Source organism: Pseudomonas sp. CFBP 8758 (assembly GCF_014841725.1).
GTDB classification, from domain to species: Bacteria; Pseudomonadota; Gammaproteobacteria; order Pseudomonadales; family Pseudomonadaceae; genus Aquipseudomonas; species Aquipseudomonas baltica.
Genome location: NZ_JACYUK010000001.1, coordinates 627,592 through 645,042 on the forward strand (window position 1 = coordinate 627,592; position 17,451 = coordinate 645,042).

Genomic DNA, 17,451 nt, shown 5'->3' on the forward strand with positions numbered 1-17,451 from the left:
GTCAGGGCGTCTCGGAAGGCGTGGGGGTTACCGCCGGCGTGGCGTGGGGCTTGCTCCACCAGGTCTGCAGGCCCACGTCGTAGCGTGGCGTGATGGCCGGGTGGCCGATGTGGTTCCAGTACGCCACGCGCCAGGTCTTGATGTGCCAGTTGGGGACCACGTAGTGGCCCCAGAGCAGGACTCGGTCCAGGGCCCGGGCGTGATCGACCAGGTCCTGGCGCGAGGTGGCATTGATCAGGCTCTCCACCAGGCTGTCGATGGCCGGGTCCCTGAGCCCGATGTAGTTGCGGCTGCCAGGCTTGTCGGCGCTGGAGCTGGCCCAGAACTCGCGCTGCTCGTTGCCGGGCGAGGTGGACTGGGAAAAACTGCCGACCATCATGTCGAAGTCGCGCGAACGAATGCGGGTGATGTACTGGGAGACGTCGACGCGGCGGATCACCAGTTCGATACCCAGGTCGGCGAGGTTGCGCTTGTACGGCAGCAGCACCCGGTCGAAATCGGCCTGGGTCAGCAGGAACTCGATCTTCACCGGTGTGCCCCGGGCATCGACCATCTTGTCGTCGACGATGCGCCAACCCGCTTCCTGAAGCAGTTTGTAGGCGCGACGCTGCTGCTCGCGCAGCATGCCGCTGGCGTCGGTGACCGGGTTGTTGAACGGTGTATCGAAGACTCGTTCGGGAATCTGCCCGCGCAGCGGTTCGAGGATCTTCAGTTCGGCGGGGCTTGGCAGGCCCGAGGCAGCCATGTCGGAGTTCTCGAAAAAGCTGTCGGTGCGCGTGTAGGCGCCGTTGAACAGCTGCTTGTTGGTCCACTCGAAATCGAACACCAGGGCCAGGGCTTCGCGCACGCGCACGTCCTGGAACAGCGGCTTGCGTAGGTTGAACACGAAACCCTGCATGCCGGTCGGGTTGCCGTTGGGTATTTCTTCGCGGATCAGGCGCTTTTCGCGGACTGCAGGAATGTCGTAGGCGGTGGCCCAGTTCTTCGCGCTGCTTTCGAGCCAGTAGTCGAACTGTCCGGCCTTCATGGCTTCCAGGGCCACGGTGCTGTCGCGGTAGTACTGGATGTCGAGCACGTCGAAGTTGAACATGCCGCGGTTCATCGGCAGGTCGCGTGCCCAATAGTCCTTGACCCGCTCGTAACGTATCGAGCGACCGGCCTTGACCTCTGCCACCCTGTAGGGCCCGCTGCCCAGCGGAATGTCCAGGCTGCCCTTGGTGAAATCGCGGCCTTCCCAGAAGTGCTTGGGCAGTACCGGTAGTTGACCGAGGATCAGTGGCAGCTCGCGATTGTTGCTGTGCTTGAACTTGAACAGCACTCGTTGCGGGTCTTCGGCGACCACTTCGGCGACGTCGGCGTAGTAGCTGCGATACAGCGGCGAGCCGCTCTGGATCAGGGTCTGGAAACTGAACACGACGTCTTCGGCGTGCATCTGCCGGCCATCGTGGAAACGCGCTTCGGGGCGCAGGTAGAAGCGCACCCAACTGTTGTCCGGGGCTTTCTCGATGCGCCCGGCGACCAGGCCATACTCGGTAAACGGCTCGTCCAGGCTTTGCCGCGCCAGGGTATCGTAGTTGAGGTCCATGTCGTCGGCAGGCACGCCCTTGCTGATGAAGGGATTGAGGCTGTCGAAGCTGCCCACGCCTTTCTGGCGAAAGGTGCCGCCCTTGGGCGCGTCGGGGTTGACGTAGTCGTAGTGCTGGAAGTCGGCCGGGTATTTCGGTGCTTCGTCGTACAAGGTGAGGGCATGCTGGGGCGCGGCCTGTGCCAGGCCGACCGCAAGGCTCAGCGCGGCCACGCCCAGGGCGCGGGCCAAGGCAGGTAATGACATCATCGAGGGGTCTCCGTAGGCTTGACCCACCAGGCGCTCAGGCCCAGGGTATACGGCGGTGTGGTGACGAACGCCAACCGGCTGCGGTACGCCAGGCGGTGGTAGTCCAGGTACCAGTTGGCAACCATGTAGTGTTGCGACAACAGCACGCGGTCCAGTGCCCTGGCGGCAGCCACCTGGTCGTCACGGCTCTGGGCACCGAGCAGCTGCTCCAGCAGGCGATCGACCACCGGGTTGGCAATGCCCGCATAGTTCTTGCTGCCGCGCACGGTGGCCTGGCTGGAGTGAAAGTACTGCCATTGCTCCAGGCCCGGGCTCAGGGTCTGCGGCAGGGTCAGCGAGATCATGTCGAAATCGAACTGGTCCAGGCGCTGTTTGTATTGCGCGCGATCGACGCTGCGCAGGTTGGCCTGCACGCCGATACTGGCCAGGTTGGCGACATAGGGCCCCAGGATGCGCTCCAGATTGGAATTGACCAGCAGGATTTCCAGGCGCAACGGCTGGCCTGCGGCATTGCGCAGACGGTCGCCCTGCAGCGTCCAGCCCGCATCCCCAAGCAGCTTCAGGGCCTGGCGCAAGGTGGCTCGAGGAATGCCGTTGCCGTCGGTACCGGGCATGCTCGGCGCTTCCAGAAAGAGGGCCGGGCTCAGTGCGTTTTTGTACGCCGACAGCAGCAGGCGTTCCTTGCCGCCGGGCAGGCCGGTGGCGGCGAATTCGCTGTTGGGGTAATAGCTCTCGGAGCGCCGATAGGCGCCGCTGAACAGCGCGCGGTTGGTCCATTCGAAATCCAGCAACAGCCCCAGTGCTTGGCGCACGCGGGGGTCGCTGTAGGCCGGACGGCGAGTATTGAAGAACAGGCCCTGGGTCTGCGTCGGGATCTTGTGGGGGATCTGCGCCTTGATCACATCGCCGCGACGCACTGCAGGAAAGTCATAGCCGTTGGTCCAGTTCTTCGCCTGGTGCTCGATGTAGATGTCGAACTCGCCGGCCTTGAACGCTTCGAAGGCCACGTCGCTGTCCCGGTAGAACTCGACCTCCATGCGATCGAAATTGTATTTGCCGCGATTCACCGGCAGATCCTTGCCCCACCAGTTTCGATCCCGTTCCAGCACCAGCCTTCTGCCCGGTACCACCTGCTTGATTCGATAGGGGCCGCTGGTCACCGGCGCCTCGAAAGTGGTCGCCTGGAAGTCCCGACCTTGCCAGTAATGCTTGGGCAGGATCGGCAGTTCGCCCAGGCGCAGGATCAGCAGCGGATTGCCCGAGCGCTTGAACACGAAGCGGATGCGAGTCGGGCTCAGCACATCGACCCGCAGCACTTCCTGCAGGTTGGTGCGGTACATCGGATGGCCCTGGGTCAGCAAGGTACGGTATGAGAACGCCACATCGGCGCTGGTGATCGGGTGGCCGTCGTTGAACCGCGCCTGCGGCCTGAGATTGAACACCACCCAGCTGCGGCTTTCGTTGTATTCCACCGACTGGGCGATGAGACCATAGCTGGAGCTGGGCTCGTCCCCCGAAGGCGCGTACTGGCCGGTACCCACCATCAACGGCTCGTTCAGCTCGTTGATGCCGTACTGCAGGAAGTTCGCGGTCTGGACCGGGCTGGTGCCCTTGAAGGTATAGGGGTTGAGCGTGTCGAACGTACCGAAGGCCATCGTCCGCAACGTGCCACCCTTGGGCGCATCGGCGTTGACCCAATCGAAGTGGCTGAAGCGTGCCGGGTATTTGAGCGTTCCGAATTGCGCATAGCCGTGGCTTTGGATGATCGTCGCGTTGGCGCAGGCGCTCAACGCAAGGCCCAGCAGGCAGGCCAGCAGGCGGAAGGGAAGGGGACGCATCAATTCATGAATCCGAACCGGTCGGCAATGACTTTGTTGCGCTTACAGTAACAGTTTGTCTCAGCAGGAAGAAGAGTGGTGATGGCGTTAAGCTGGCGCTGGAACGCTCCTCAGGGGGAGCGTTCTAAGGCCAGCACGCACTCAGCGGCGGTTGAGGTAGACCGTCAGGGTCTGGCCGGGCTTGAGCGCGTGGCCGCTGCGCGGATTCCAGCGCTTGAGATGCTGCATCTCGACGTTGAAGCGCTTGGCGACCAGGTACAGCGAGTCGCCCTTGCGCACCTTGTAGGTGGTGGTCTTCTGCGCATCGCTGGCAGCCGAGCCAGCCTTGGCCACCAGGCGGCCCTTGGCCGGGGTTTCGGCCTGCATGACCAAGGTCTGGCCAGCCTTGAGGTTCTTGCCGGTCAGGCGGTTCCAGCGCTGCAGGTCGCGGGTATCGACCTTGTTGGCCTTGGCGATGGACGCCAGGTTGTCGCCGCGGCGCACGGTGTACGACTTGGGCCGGCTGGGCTGCACCACCGCCACTTCGTCGAAGACGCGCTGGGCGGGTGCCAGGGTCAGCAGTTCTTCGGGCTTCATGTTCGACAGGCTGGCGGTCAGCAACTGTGCCTTGGCCGTAGGCACCAGCAGGTGCTGGGTCGGCTCCATGGTGACGCGCTTCTTGAACGCCGGATTGAGCTGGAACATCTCGTCTTCGTCGATGCCGGCCAGCGCCGCGACGCGGGACAGGTCGACGCGCTGGTTGACCTCCACCACGTCGAAGTACGGTTGGTTGGCGATCGGGTTGAGATTGACGCCGTAGGCCTGGGGCGATTGCACCAGTTCGGCCAGGGCGAGCAGCTTGGGCACGTAGTCACGGGTCTCCTGCGGCAATGGCAGGTTCCAGTAGTCAGTCGGCAGGCCGAGCTTTTCGTTGCGCTCCATGGCGCGGCTGACCGTGCCTTCGCCGGCGTTGTAGGCCGCCAGGGCCAGCAGCCAGTCGCCGTTGAACATTTCGTGCAGCTTGCTCAGGTAGTCCAGCGCCGCACCGGTGGAGGCGGTGACATCGCGACGACCGTCGTAGAAGTTGGTCTGGCGCAGATTGAAGTAGCGGCCGGTGGACGGAATGAACTGCCACAGCCCGGAGGCATCGGAGCGCGAATAGGCCATCGGGTTGAAGGCGCTTTCGATGACCGGCAGCAGCGCCAGTTCCAGCGGCATGTCGCGTTCTTCCAGGCGCTCGACGATGTAGTGCATGTACAGGCTGCCACGGCCGCTGGCACTTTCCAGGAACGATGGGTTGCTGACGAACCACAGGCGCTGCTGTTCGACGCGCGGGTTCATGGCAATGCTGTCTTGCAGCTGGAAACCGTCGCGAATCCGCTCCCACACGTCCTGTGGGGCTTTCTTCGGCTGGCTCTGGTTGACGAAAATCGGCTTGGGCCGCACGTGTGCGGTCAGGGCGTGAGGGCGGGCGTCCGGGGCGGCGCCCGAGGACACGCTGGCGGTGCTCTGGCAGCCGGCCAGGCCGGCGCACAGCGTGACCGCGATCGCCTGGGCCAGTCGCGTCAATGCGTCGGACTTGATGGTTTTACGTATGGATGACGACATTGGCTGGAGAATAGTTCCGCGCGAAAATGTCGGGCGATTCTAGAAAGTGACCGAAGGTCGGTCAACCTTTGAGAAATTTCCGACACAAATCAGTGCCCTTCAGAACTTATCTTTCCAACTACGCAAGGTTGCGAACACCGCCTGCGCCGTGCTGTGAGAGGTTCCGGCCCGTTCGTCTGCTTTTTGTTTAACGGATGTTTCAGCAGCCCGCAGAAACGGGTTCGTGCGCTTTTCCAGGCCGATCGAGGTGGGCAGGGTGATCGCATTGCGCTGGCGCAGCGCAGTGACCTCTTCCAGACGCTCGGCGATGTCCGGATTGCCGGGTTCTACCGCGCTGGCGAATTTCAGGTTGCTCAGGGTGTATTCATGGGCGCTGTAGACCAGGGTGTCATCGGGCAGCCCGGCCAGGCGCGACAGCGACGCGTGCATCTGCTGCGCAGTGCCTTCGAACAACCGCCCGCATCCGGCGGCGAACAGGGTGTCGCCGGGGAACAGCAGCGGCTGCGTGTCGCTCAGGTGGTAGAAAGCGATGTGCCCCGCGGTATGCCCCGGCACGTCATGGACCTGCAGGTGCAGGCCGAGTACGTCCAGGCTGTCACCCTCGCGCAGGGCGCGGTCGCGCGCCGGGATCGATTCCTGTGCCGGCCCGCTGACCTGCGCGCCGGTGCGCCGCTTGAGCGCCTGAACGCCGCCGACGTGATCGTTGTGGTGATGGGTGACGAGGATATCGGTCAGGCGCATGTCGGGATGGGCGTCGAGCCACCGCTCGACCGGCTCGGCATCGCCCGGATCGACGACCGCGCACTGGCGCGCCGCAGTGTCTTGTAACAACCAGATGTAGTTGTCGGAGAAAGCGTTCAGCGCGTGAATCTGTATCATGGCTCGGTTCGCTTGATTTCGATTAATGGTCCATCTTAGTGCCCCGTCGGCATTAGGTGAACCTCAGTGTGGGAGATCGTCATGACCGATACCGCCTTTGCCCAGGCCGACCCACAGTGGCTGGCCCTGATCGGCCAGGCCCGCGAATGGTTCGCCGGGCCGCACGGCCAGTTGCTGCTGCGCGAAGAACAGCGCTTGCTCGAAGAAGAGCTGGCGCGCTTCTTCGGCGGCTATCTGGTGCATTACGGACCCAGCGCCGAGCCACCGCCGGTGGCCGGGCAAATCCACCGCAACGTGCGCATGGGTGCGCCCTTTCCAGGCGTCGAGATCGTGTGCGAAGAGCAGGCCTGGCCGCTGGGCGAACATGCCGCGGACGTCGTGGTGCTGCAGCACGGGCTGGATTTCAGCCTTTCGCCCCACGGCCTGCTGCGCGAAGCGGCCAGCGCGGTGCGGCCGGGTGGGCACCTGCTGATCGTCGGCATCAACCCGTGGAGCGCCTGGGGCGCGCGCCGGGTGTTCGCCAAGGACGGGCTGCACAAGGCGCGCTGCTTCTCCGCTTCGCGGGTGGCCGACTGGCTGAACCTGCTGGGCTTCGGGCTGGAGAAACGCCGGTTCGGGTGTTATCGTCCGCCGCTTGCCTCGCCCCGCTGGCAGGCGCGCCTGGCCGGCCTCGAACGCGTCGCCGGCAAGTGGCAGAGTGGCGGTGGGGGCTTCTATATATTGGTTGCGCGCAAGATGGTGGTAGGTCTGCGGCCATTGGTGCAGCAACGCCGCGAGCCAATGGGCAAGTTGCTGCCGCTGCCGATGGCCAAGGTCAACCGAGACAATTCGAACATCGATGGAAAAGCCTGATGAGTGACACTGTGGAAATCTTCACCGACGGCGCCTGCAAGGGCAATCCTGGCCCCGGCGGCTGGGGGGCATTGCTGGTGTGCAAGGGCGTGGAGAAGGAGTTGTGGGGCGGCGAAAGCACCACCACCAACAACCGCATGGAGCTGACCGCAGCCATTCGCGGGCTGCAGGAACTCAAGCGCGGCTGCGACGTGCTGCTGGTGACCGACTCCGAGTACGTGATGAAAGGCATCAACGAGTGGATGGTCAACTGGAAAAAGCGCGGCTGGAAAACCGCCGCCAAGCAGCCGGTGAAGAATGCCGACCTCTGGCAGCAGCTCGACGAGCAGGTCAATCGCCATCAGGTCAAATGGCAGTGGGTACGCGGCCACAACGGCCATGCGGGCAACGAGCGCGCCGACGACCTGGCCAACCGTGGGGTCGATGAAGTGCGTGGCATGCGTCAGGCGTAGGCGGCCCGGTCGTCAGGCAACCGGATAGGAGCCCCTGCTGCGCTGTGCTAGAGTTTCACCGGTTGCCGTTCATGCCCTTCGGGCCTGCAGCCCATCGCTCCACCTTGATCTTCGCTCACCCTGCTCGAGAGTTTTCTGCCCATGGCCGTTCGTTCCGTAGTATTCGACACCGAAACCACCGGTATGCCGGTCACCGATGGCCATAGGGTGATCGAGATCGGCTGCGTCGAACTGATGGGGCGGCGTTTGACCGGGCGCAATTTTCACGTCTATGTACAGCCGGACCGGCCCAGTGACGAGGGCGCCATTGGTGTCCACGGCATCACCGACGAGTTTCTGGTGGGCAAGCCGCGTTTCGCCGAGGTCGCCGACGAACTCTACGAGTTCATCCAGGGCGCGCAGATCATCGCGCACAACGCGACCTTCGACGTGGGCTTCCTGAACAACGAATTCAAGATCGCCGGCATGCCCGAGCGGGCCAACATTGCCGAGTACTGCACGGTGATCGACAGCCTGGCGATGGCCCGCGAGCGCCATCCGGGGCAACGCAACAGCCTCGATGCGCTGTGCAAGCGCTATGGCATCGACAACTCTGGGCGTGAGCTGCACGGCGCGTTGCTCGACTCCGAGATTCTTGCGGACGTCTACCTGGCCATGACCGGTGGCCAGACCAGCCTCTCGCTGGCAGGCAACGCCAGCGATGGCGATGGCGGCGGCAAGCAGGGCAGCGAGATCCGCCGACTGCCGGCGGATCGCCGGCCCACGGCGATCATCCGCGCCAGCCAGGCCGAGCTCGACGAGCACCTGGCACGTCTGCAGGTCATCGCCAAAGCTGCCGGGGCCGATGCGCTCTGGACGCAGTTGGGCGCGTAGCCCGCAGTGTCGCCTGCGAACGGCCCGGCCAGTGGCTTGACCGATAGCCAGCCGTGCATCCGCCTGGCCGATGAGCGTTTCGACGACTACGTGCTGGGCGCCGATTTCAGTGCCCAGGTCTGTGGCTATGTATCCCCCGTGTTCAACCAGCCAGTCGCCCAATGGCCGCTCAGGACGGTGCGTGTCTATCGCAAGGACTACGGCATAGACCCTGCCGAGTTCGCCCGCTATCGCCAACCCGGGGCTGCTGGTGCCATCTTCATGGCCTGGCTTGGCGAGCGGGCAGTCGGTCACGTGGTGGTCAGCCGGCACTGGAACAACCTTGCCTATGTCGACGAGCTGGCGGTCGATGCGGTGGCGCGCGGGCAGGGCGTGGCCAAGGCGCTGCTCGATGTGGTGCGTTTCTGGGCAATCAAGCAGGGTTTGCCAGGCATCATGCTGGAAACCCAGAACAACAACCTGCCAGCGTGCCGGCTGTACGAACGCTGTGGTTTCAGGCTGGGTGGGATCGACTACTTGCGCTACCAAGCCATCGATGCGGCCAGCCACGAAACGGCGCTGTTCTGGTACACGTTATTCGCGGACGGGTGAGAGCAACGCCTGCGCGTTGTGCGCGATGATTTCGAGCAGGGTCTTTTCCGCCGCGCAAACCGATGCCTCACTGCGCGTGAGGGCGTAGAGGGTGACCGGCACGGCGGGTGACAGCGGGCACGTATCCAGCCCCTGGGCACGCGCACCCGCTGCGGTAAAAGGATCGACGATGGCCAGCCCTTCGCCAGCCTCGACCATGCTGCGCATCATCTGGTAGGTCTGCACGCGAGTCTGGATGCGTGGGGGCGGATTCAGCGCTTGAAGCTTGTGTTCCAGCACCAGGCTTAGCGGGTCTTCCCCCTCCAGACCGATCATTGCCTGTCCCGCCAGTTCATGCAGTGCGATGTAGCGGTGCTTGGGGGAGAGCCAGCCTTGAGGGGCGAGCAACTGCAGTTTGCCTTCGGCCAGCACCTGGCTGGTAATGGACGCGTGCTTGGGACTGTGCAGGCTCAGGCCGACGTCGGTCTGCTGCAGCAACAGGCTGCGCACCATGGCATCGGTATTCTGCACACCCAGCGTGCACGGGGTTTCACGAAAGCGTCGGCGCAGGGCAGCGATGCTCTGCGGCAGCAACTGGTGGGCCAGGGACGCTGTGCACACCACGTGCAGTCCGGGATCCTGATGCTCGCGCAGGCTGTCGGCCAGGCGTTGCAGGCGGTCCGCCTGAGTTTGCACGTTGGCGATGGCAGCCTGCATGCGCAGGGTTTCCGGGGTCGGCTGGAACCTCCCACGGGCCCGCGCAAACAGCAGGAAGCCCAGCTTTCGCTCGGCGTCCTGCAAGTTCTGTTCGAGGGTCTGCACGGGAAGGTCGAGCATTTGCGCAGCGCTCTTGAGTTCGCCGGTCTGGCAGAGCGCCTGGATGATTTCGATATGGCGCAGTCTCATGCGCGTTCCCTGCCGGCTAACAACGCGGGGGGCATGTCAGCGTGAATGGGTGCACGGACTGTCAAGGGATTCGGATGATTTCCACGCCGCTCTGTACCAGTTGGAAACGGTCGTCGCCCAAGTGGTTGACTCGATCGCCGATGGCCAGCTTGTAGGTACGGGTCGGCGCACTGCCTTCGACCGCCGGGGTCGACTCCTGAAACTCATGCACCGGATAGATACGACCTTCCGCATCGCGTGCATGAAATTGCCCAACCAGGACTACCGCCATTTTAGTTCCAACCTCTGAAGAATTTTGCGTGTATCTCGCTGGCACTGTAGACCCCTGTTTATTCAGGTAGTTTTGCCAGCGAGAAAAAATAGTGCGAGCGCCTGACCGATGGCGGACAAACCGGGCCAAGTCATCTATAACTAGCCCTCGGTCCATTCATCACAGGGGTACAGGCATGAGCAAGGTCTATTCGGTTGCGGTACTGGTCGGCAGCCTGAGAAAAGAGTCGATCAACCGCAAGGTGGCACTGGCGCTGCAGGCCATGGCACCTGACAACCTGACGTTGAAAATCGTGGAAATCGGCGATCTGCCGCTTTATAACGAAGACATCGATGTCACCCCACCCGCTGCTTATACCACCTTTCGCCAGGCGCTGGGCGAAGCCGATGCGTTGCTGTTCGTCACGCCCGAGTACAACCGCTCGGTACCGGCACCTTTGAAGAACGCGATCGACGTGGGCTCGCGGCCCTATGGTCAGAGCCACTTCACCGGCAAGCCGGGCGCGGTCATCAGCGTCTCGCCCGGTGCGGTAGGCGGCTTTGGCGCCAACCAGCACCTGCGCCAATGCATGGTGTTCCTCAACGTGGCAATGATGCAGCAGCCCGAAGCGTACCTGGGCCACGCCGGTGGGCTGTTCGACGAGAACGGTCAGGTGGTGGAGAAGAGCCGGCCGTTCCTGCAGGGTTTCATCGACGGCTTCGGCAAGTGGGTGGCCCGCGTGGGTTGATGTTGCGCCCGGAGAATTTTGGTCGATGCGCTTGCGATGGGCAGGTAAACTGCGCCGCAACGCGCGGGCTGCAGTTGCCTGCGCATGGGTCGAGCGAACAAGAGAGCGGGTAAATGGGCGCACAGTGGAAAGCTAAACATCGCGAAGCAGCAGCCAACGCCAAGGGGCGGATCTTCGGCAAGCTGTCCAAGGAAATTTCGATCGCGGCGCGTTCCGGTACCGATCCGGACACCAACGCCCGCCTGCGGTTGGTGATCGAACAGGCCAAGAAGGCCTCGATGACCCGCGAGACGCTGGAGCGTGCCATCAAGAAGGGCGCCGGCGTAGGCGACGACGCGGTCAACTACACATTGGTCAAGTACGAAGGCTTTGCGCCGCATCAGGTGCCGGTCATCGTCGAGTGCCTGACCGACAACGTCAACCGCACCGTTTCGCAGATTCGCGTGCTGTTTCGCAAGGGCACCCTGGGCGCTGAAGGCTCCGTATCCTGGGATTTCCATCACTACGGCATGATCGAAGCGACGCCTGATTCAGCCGACGTCGATGCCGAGGAAGCGGCCATCGAGGCCGGTGCGCAGGAGGTCGAGGAGGGCGACGAGGGCGCGTTCCTGTTCCTGACCGAAACCACCGATCTGGACGCGGTGTGCAAGGCGCTGCCGGGGCAGGGTTTCACCGTTGTGTCGGCGAAGATCGGCTACGTGCCGAAAAACCCGGTGACTCTGGATGACGCCGCGCAGTTGGCCGAAGTGGAAGACTTCCTCGACGCCATCGACGGCAACGACGACGTGCAAAACGTCTACGTCGGCCTCGCCGGCTGATCGGTAACCGCGTCCGGGTACATCGCGCTGTGACAGCTGGATTGTAGAAACCGCCGACGCGGCTTGCGCCGCTGCTACAGGGGTTGTGTGTGCGCGTTGTTCCGGGTTGGCGCCGCCCGTGTAGCAGCGGCGCGAGCCGCGTCCGGGGTCACCGGGGCGCGTCGGGGATACCTCAGGTACCCAGGCGCTGGGTGACTTGCGCGAAGCTGGGGCGGGCCAGCACCTGGGGCTGGACGCACTCGCGTTGCAAGGCCCACAAGCCGTCGTCGGCTTCAGTGCAACGGGTCAGCAGCTCCTCGAACAGCAAGCCGAAGGCGCGAACTTCGATCCGCTCCAGTGCTTGCGATACCTCGCCCCCGTCGCCGGGGTAGAACGAGGCCCCCCCGAAATCGCCGAACAGGCATTCGCCACTGTCGCGCCACAGCACGTTGTGGGCGTAGAAGTCACCGTGGTTGATCCCGCGCGCATGCAGATGGGCGCCGACTCCGGCCATACCCCGCAGCAGGCGCAACAGGGCATCGCGATCAATGGCGAAATCGGCCGAGTAGATGTCGCGCGTGCAAGAAGCCAGGCTGGGCGGACCCGCCAGGTTGGCGAACGACTGATCGATCAGCGCCATGACCAGCCCCGCAGTGCCGTCGGGATGCCCGCTCAAGCGTCCCAGCACCTCGATCAACTGCGGATGTTCGCCCGCAGCCATGCACGCGTTCATCTCGTTGACCGGCGAGCCATCGCTGGTCATCGCGCCCTTGTACAGCTTTACCGCCACCGGCTGCCCGCTTTCCAGGTGTGCACGATAGATGATGCCCGAAGCCCCTTCGCCCAGACGCTCGTCCAGGCGCAGGTCGCTCCAGGCGATGTGCCCGCGTGTGCCCTCGCTGTGGGGTGTGGTGAAGGCTTCGCTCATGGGGTTCCCGGCGTACGCCAGCCAGGCCAGCCGTGGCAGGCGCAGCAGCCAGTCGGGCAAGGTCGGCAGGCGGTTTGCCGACAGGCGCAGCAGCTCGAGGTTTTCCAGCTGTGCCAGGCGCTCGGGCAAGGCTTGCAGACGGTTGCCCGAGAGCATCAGTTTCTGCAGGTGCAGGCAGTCACCCAGCGCGTCGGGCAAACGCTCGATGCGGTTGTCGGTGAGAATCAGCCAGCGCAGCTGTGGCGGCAACGCCTGCGCAGGTACGTGTTCGATGCGGTTGGCCTTGAAGCCGACCATGCTCAACTGCGGGCAGCGGCCGATGCAGGCAGGCAACTCGGTGAATGGATTGTCCGAGCAGAACAGCACCTTGAGCTTGTGCAGCCGGTGCAGGTCATCGGGCAGCCGGGTCAGAGCGTTGCCGCTGAGGTTGAGCACCTCCAGGCTGTCGGCCAGGGTGAAGATGGCCTGGGGGAATTCGGTCAGGCCGCAGGCCAGGTCCAGGCGGGTGGCGCCAGCCAAATGGCCGGCTTCGAGCAGCTCGAGGGTATTCATGGGACAACCGTCATCAAGGAAATCGCGGTGGCCATCATAGCGGTTCGTGCGCGCCACGCCACGTTCGACGTTCGACCTTGGTCGGCTGGCAGCTCGGCCAACCCCAGCCATACTCAACGCTCGCCCTTCAATAACAACAATCCAGGGTTGGCTACCGATGAACTATGAGCAAGCGTACGAACGCTCCATTTCCGACCCTGCCGGTTTCTGGGCAGAACAGGCCCGCGCAGTCGCCTGGTCGCACCCGCCGCAGCAGGTGCTCGACGTACAGCCCGACGGCACCCATCGCTGGTTTGCCGATGGCCGTCTCAATACCAGCTACCTGTGCCTGGACCAGCAAGTGGCGCTGGGTCGCGGCGCACAGACTGCGCTGATCTACGACTCGCCGGTGACCGGCGTACAGCAACGCTTCACCTATCAGCAGCTGCTCGACCAGGTGGCGCGGCTGGCAGGCGTGCTCACCCGCCTGGGGGTGGCCAAGGGCGATGGCGTAGTGATCTACATGCCGATGGTGCCCGAGGCCGCCATGGCGATGCTGGCCTGCGCGCGGATCGGCGCAGTGCACTCGGTGGTGTTCGGCGGCTTCGCTGCCAATGAACTGGCGCTGCGCATCGACGACTGCCGGCCCAAATTGCTGCTCACCGCCTCGTGCGGTGTGGAATTCGACCGGGTGATTGCCTACAAGCCGCTGGTGGACAAGGCCATGGGCCTGGCTCGCCATGCTCCCGAACAAGTGCTGGTGCTGCAACGTCCGCAGGCTTTGGCGACACTGCAGGAGGGCCGCGACCTGGACTGGCAGGCACAGTTGGCCGATGCTGCGCCCGCAGCGGCCGTGGACATGGCCAGCGGCGATCCGCTGTACGTGATGTACACCTCCGGCACCACCGGCAAACCCAAGGGCATCGTGCGCGAAACCGGTGGTAACGCGGTGGCCTTGACCTTCGCCATGGGCGCCATCTACGGCATGCGCGCAGGCGATGTCTGGTGGGGAATTTCCGATGTCGGTTGGGTGGTTGGCCACTCGCTGATCGTCTACGGGCCGCTGATGTGCGGCTGTACCAGCGTGCTCTACGAGGGCAAGCCCATTCGTACGCCGGATGCCGGCAGCTATTGGCGCGTAGTCGAGCAGTATGGCGTCAACGCGCTGTTCTGCGCGCCCACTGCAATGCGTGCCATCCGCAAGGAAGACCCCGAGGGGTTGCTGCTGCGCGGTTACGACCTGAGTTCGCTGCGGCAGCTGTTCCTGGCCGGCGAGAAGCTCGACTCCAGCACTCATCGCTGGCTCGAGGCGCAGACCGGCAAGCCGGTTCACGATCACTGGTGGCAGACCGAGACCGGGTGGCCGGTGACCGCGCCCTGCATGGGCCTGGAAGGCTCGGCCGTGCGGGTGGGCTCGAGCAACCGAGCGGTGCCGGGCTATCACGTTCAGGTACTGGATGAACAAGGCGAGCTGATGGCGCCCGGCGAGCAAGGCGCCATCGTCATCGCGCTGCCGTTGCCTCCCGGTTGCAGCCAGACCTTGTGGGGCGATCACCCGCGCTACCTGCAAAGCTATCTGGAGCGCTACCCCGGCTATTACCACACCGGCGACGGTGGCTATCTGGATGCCGACGGCTATGTCCACATCATGGGGCGCACCGACGATGTCATCAACGTCTCGGGCCATCGGCTGTCGACCGGTGAAATGGAAGACGTGGTGGCCCGGCATGCCGACGTGGCGGAATGCGCCGTCATCGGCGTCAGCGATGAGATCAAGGGCGAGGTGCCGCTGGCGCTGGTGGTGCTCAAGGACGGCAGCGCGGTGAGTCCGTCCGTGCTGCAGGCACAGTTGGTCGCGCAGGTACGCGAATCCATCGGGGCGCTGGCATGCCTGCAACGGGTGCTGGTGGTCAAGCGCCTGCCCAAGACGCGTTCGGGCAAGATCCTGCGGGCGGTGCTGCGCAAGATCGCTGCGCAGGAGGTGTTCGTCGCACCTTCCACCATCGATGACCCGGCGATACTGGAGGAAATCGCTCAGGTGCTCGCGGCGCGCTAGGTGAGGACGAGCTACCGGCGCGGTGGCTCGCCCAGCATGGTCAGCTGCCCCAATCGGCTGCGTGTGCGCATCAGGTCGATGACCGACCCTGCCAGGCTCTCGGCCAGGGGCCGCTCGCTGACCAGTATCAGCGTCTTGTCCTGGTCGTACAGCACGTCGATGAGGTTGATGAAGCGCTGCTGAACCGCGGTCGAACAGTCGTCCAGAAGCGGCAGATGGTCGATGCTCCAGTAGTCGAAACGCCTGCACAGAGCCAGGTAATCGATGACGGCCGTCGGCTCCTCGCAGAGGTCGGCGAAGTTGAAATGGATGCACTCGCCTGAGATATGGCGGGCACGCAGCTCGCGGTGGCCCACGGTGAACGCCAGCGGTGCCAGGTCGGCGGGCGGCAGTTGCAGCAGCGCACGCTGTGCCGGCGTGCCCGGCCATACATAGTGACCGCGGGTGAAACACTGCTGTGCACCTGACTGGGCCAGGCTGCGGTAGTCGGTGGCGCCGCCGACTTCGAGCACCTGCATGCGCGCATTGATCAGTTCGATGACGGGCAAAAAGCGCTGGTGATAGAGCGGATTGGGCAGCAGGCCTTCCGGCGGGTAATTGGAGGTCACTACCAGGAGGATGCCGCGGTCGAACAGCGCCTTGAACAAGCGCGTGATCAGCATGGCGTCGCCGATGTCGTGCACGTGGAATTCGTCGAAACACAGCAGGCGGCAGTTATCGAGCAGTTCATCCAGGGTGCTGGCCAGCGGATCATCGGCCTGGCCGTGATGGAACATGCCCTGATGCAGCTTGGCGAAGAAATCATGGAAATGCAGGCGGCGTTTCTCATCCACAGGGGCGGCGCGGAACAGGCCGTCGAGCAGCCAGCTCTTGCCGCGCCCCACGGCCCCATGCAGGTACAGACCCTTCGCCGACGTGCCCTGCAGCAACGCGGGCATGCGCTCGGCCATGCTGTCGATGACCCGCGCCTGATCGGCGCCCAGCGTATAGCCCGCCTGCCGGGCGCGCTCGTCGAACCAGGCGCGCAGTGCGCCACCGGCGTGGCCAGTGTTGGCGCAGGGCTGGGCGTTACGTTCAGGTTTGAACAGACGCCTGTACAAGGCGAGCAGCGACGGCGGTGCGGTCAATCGGGGCGCTCCTTGAGCAACGTGGGGGTCAACGCAAGTTAGGCGCCATCTGCGCCAGCACGCTCAGCACATCGCCGCCCAGTCGCGCCGAGCGCTGGCCGTTCCAGCCGGTAAGCGCATCGGGAGCCGCATCGTGATCCTTGAACGGCATTTCAAGGGTCAGCGACAGGCAGTCGAATCGTTCGCCGACGCTGTTGCAGGCGAGGGTCATGTTGGCCTCGCCCGGCTTGTCGCGGGTGTAGCCGTGTACTGCCTGGAAATCCGCCGTACGATCACACAGCAGGTCGCGAAAGGTCTGCTCCAGCTGGGCGATGCGCGGTGTATAGCCGGGATTGCCCTCGCAGGCCGCGGTGAACACGTACGGGATTTCCTCATCGCCATGGGCGTCGATGAACAGGTCGACGCCGTGTTTCTCCATCTGCTGCTGGACGAAGAACACCTCGGGGGTGTACTCGGCGCTGGAGTCCTGCCATGCACGGTTGAGGTCGCGGCCGCGGGCATTGGTGCGCAGGTGGCCGTGGAAGGCGCCGTCGGGATTCATGTTCGGCACCAGGTACAGATCGGCCACCGCCAGCAGGGCCTGAATCTGCGGATCATTCGCCTGCAGACGATCGATCACGCCCTCCATGAACCACTGCGCCATGTGTTCGCCAGGATGCTGCTGGGCGATCAGCCACAGCCGACGCTTGCCGGGCGCACCGTCGCCCTTGCGCAGCAACGGTATTTCCCGCCCCTCGCAGCTTTGCCCGACAGCCAGCAGTTGCAGGCCCGCCTGGGTGATCGCGCGATTGATCAGGGCGTCGTGCCGCTGCCGGCTGTAGGGCTCGAAATAGGCAAACCACATCTCGCTGCCCTGAGCGTCCAGACCGAACCGCAGTCCCTGGCCATCGAACGTACTGGGCACGCGGAACCAGGTCTGTTGGTCGCAGGACGCCACCGCGTGGTAGCCGTGCCAGGCATTGTTATAGGAAGACTGCGCAGCGTTCTGCAGCGTGAACTCGTAGCGTTGCCCGACCTGCAGCTCGGCAGCCTTGAAGTGAAACCACTGAAAGTGTGGGCTCTGCCGGTCGGGACGAATCGCCAGCTGGATGTCGAGAGGGTCGCGTAGGTCGATGGCTTCGATGTTGCCGCTATCGAAGTCGGCGCTGATCAGCGGGGCTGGGCGGGTCACGGTAGGGTCCTGTGGGTGAGTTCTTGTACCGCCCACTGTACACCGAGCGCTG

At 64.1% G+C, this 17,451-nt stretch carries 16 protein-coding genes; 7 read left to right on the plus strand and 9 right to left on the minus strand.

The annotated features are described in order from the left end of the window. Position 1 precedes the first annotated feature (1 nt). From IFT75_RS03115 to gloB, 4 genes are all read right to left on the minus strand, one after another. Positions 2-1,834 carry an extracellular solute-binding protein gene (locus IFT75_RS03115; RefSeq protein ID WP_192053290.1) on the minus strand — a complete coding sequence of 611 codons (1,833 nt, stop codon included), beginning with the start codon at positions 1,832-1,834 and terminating at the stop codon, positions 2-4. Further along, the gene (locus tag IFT75_RS03120) at positions 1,831-3,672 is read right to left on the minus strand and encodes an extracellular solute-binding protein (protein ID WP_192053291.1); all 1,842 of its coding nucleotides are present in this window, start codon (positions 3,670-3,672) and stop codon (positions 1,831-1,833) included. The genes IFT75_RS03115 and IFT75_RS03120 overlap by 4 nt, the downstream gene beginning before the upstream one ends. Before the next feature lie 141 nt (positions 3,673-3,813). Further along, entirely contained in the window at positions 3,814-5,259 is a 1,446-nt protein-coding gene (locus IFT75_RS03125; RefSeq protein WP_192053295.1) for a lytic transglycosylase domain-containing protein, read from the minus strand. A 99-nt stretch (positions 5,260-5,358) separates the two neighbouring features. Continuing rightward, a complete protein-coding gene (gene gloB, locus IFT75_RS03130) occupies positions 5,359-6,138 on the minus strand; it encodes a hydroxyacylglutathione hydrolase (RefSeq protein WP_192053297.1) in 780 nt (259 codons plus the stop codon). Positions 6,139-6,219: 81 nt separating this feature from the next. Between gloB and IFT75_RS03135 the strand changes: the two genes are divergently transcribed. The 4 genes from IFT75_RS03135 to IFT75_RS03150 all read left to right on the plus strand — a co-directional run bounded on the left by IFT75_RS03135 (position 6,220) and on the right by IFT75_RS03150 (position 8,906). Next, on the plus strand, positions 6,220-6,990 hold the full coding sequence (locus tag IFT75_RS03135; protein WP_122475993.1) for a class I SAM-dependent methyltransferase: 771 nt from the start codon (positions 6,220-6,222) through the stop codon (positions 6,988-6,990). Then, positions 6,990-7,442 (plus strand): ribonuclease HI, encoded by a 453-nt coding sequence (gene rnhA / locus IFT75_RS03140; protein WP_122713742.1) that lies wholly within the window; start codon positions 6,990-6,992, stop codon positions 7,440-7,442. Before IFT75_RS03135 ends, rnhA begins: the two co-directional genes overlap by 1 nt. Positions 7,443-7,583: 141 nt before the next feature. Further along, positions 7,584-8,315 (plus strand): DNA polymerase III subunit epsilon, encoded by a 732-nt coding sequence (gene dnaQ, locus IFT75_RS03145; protein WP_122713741.1) that lies wholly within the window; start codon positions 7,584-7,586, stop codon positions 8,313-8,315. 6 nt (positions 8,316-8,321) lie between these two features. After that, entirely contained in the window at positions 8,322-8,906 is a 585-nt protein-coding gene (locus IFT75_RS03150; protein WP_240998678.1) for a GNAT family N-acetyltransferase, read from the plus strand. Here the strand turns inward: IFT75_RS03150 and IFT75_RS03155 are convergent. Both IFT75_RS03155 and IFT75_RS03160 read right to left on the minus strand, forming a co-directional pair. Beyond that, entirely contained in the window at positions 8,889-9,791 is a 903-nt protein-coding gene (locus tag IFT75_RS03155; RefSeq protein WP_192053299.1) for a LysR family transcriptional regulator, read from the minus strand. The two genes, IFT75_RS03150 and IFT75_RS03155, sit on opposite strands and share 18 nt — an antisense overlap. Before the next feature lie 61 nt (positions 9,792-9,852). Then, complete coding sequence (locus IFT75_RS03160; RefSeq protein WP_122713739.1) at positions 9,853-10,062, minus strand: hypothetical protein; 210 nt, start codon at positions 10,060-10,062, stop codon at positions 9,853-9,855. Positions 10,063-10,237: 175 nt separating this feature from the next. Here IFT75_RS03160 and IFT75_RS03165 point away from each other — a divergent pair, with 175 nt between their 5' ends. Both IFT75_RS03165 and IFT75_RS03170 read left to right on the plus strand, forming a co-directional pair. Next, positions 10,238-10,789 (plus strand): NADPH-dependent FMN reductase, encoded by a 552-nt coding sequence (locus tag IFT75_RS03165; protein ID WP_192053301.1) that lies wholly within the window; start codon positions 10,238-10,240, stop codon positions 10,787-10,789. A gap of 113 nt (positions 10,790-10,902) precedes the next feature. Then, positions 10,903-11,607, plus strand: coding sequence for a YebC/PmpR family DNA-binding transcriptional regulator (locus IFT75_RS03170; protein ID WP_122475984.1), 705 nt, complete (start codon positions 10,903-10,905; stop codon positions 11,605-11,607). 172 nt (positions 11,608-11,779) lie between these two features. Here IFT75_RS03170 and IFT75_RS03175 read toward each other — a convergent pair whose 3' ends face one another. Continuing rightward, on the minus strand, positions 11,780-13,066 hold the full coding sequence (locus tag IFT75_RS03175) for a leucine-rich repeat-containing protein kinase family protein (protein WP_192053303.1): 1,287 nt from the start codon (positions 13,064-13,066) through the stop codon (positions 11,780-11,782). A 157-nt stretch (positions 13,067-13,223) separates the two neighbouring features. On the opposite strand from IFT75_RS03175, the gene IFT75_RS03180 reads away from it, so the two are divergent. Then, a complete protein-coding gene (locus IFT75_RS03180) occupies positions 13,224-15,101 on the plus strand; it encodes a propionyl-CoA synthetase (protein WP_192053305.1) in 1,878 nt (625 codons plus the stop codon). Between the two features lie 11 nt (positions 15,102-15,112). Here IFT75_RS03180 and zapE read toward each other — a convergent pair whose 3' ends face one another. After that, complete coding sequence (zapE, locus tag IFT75_RS03185) at positions 15,113-16,228, minus strand: cell division protein ZapE (protein ID WP_446731050.1); 1,116 nt, start codon at positions 16,226-16,228, stop codon at positions 15,113-15,115. 28 nt (positions 16,229-16,256) lie between these two features. Beyond that, positions 16,257-17,399: a M14 family metallopeptidase gene (locus IFT75_RS03190; RefSeq protein WP_342214363.1), complete on the minus strand. Its 1,143-nt coding sequence runs from the start codon at positions 17,397-17,399 to the stop codon at positions 16,257-16,259. Between the last annotated feature and the right edge of the window lie 52 nt (positions 17,400-17,451).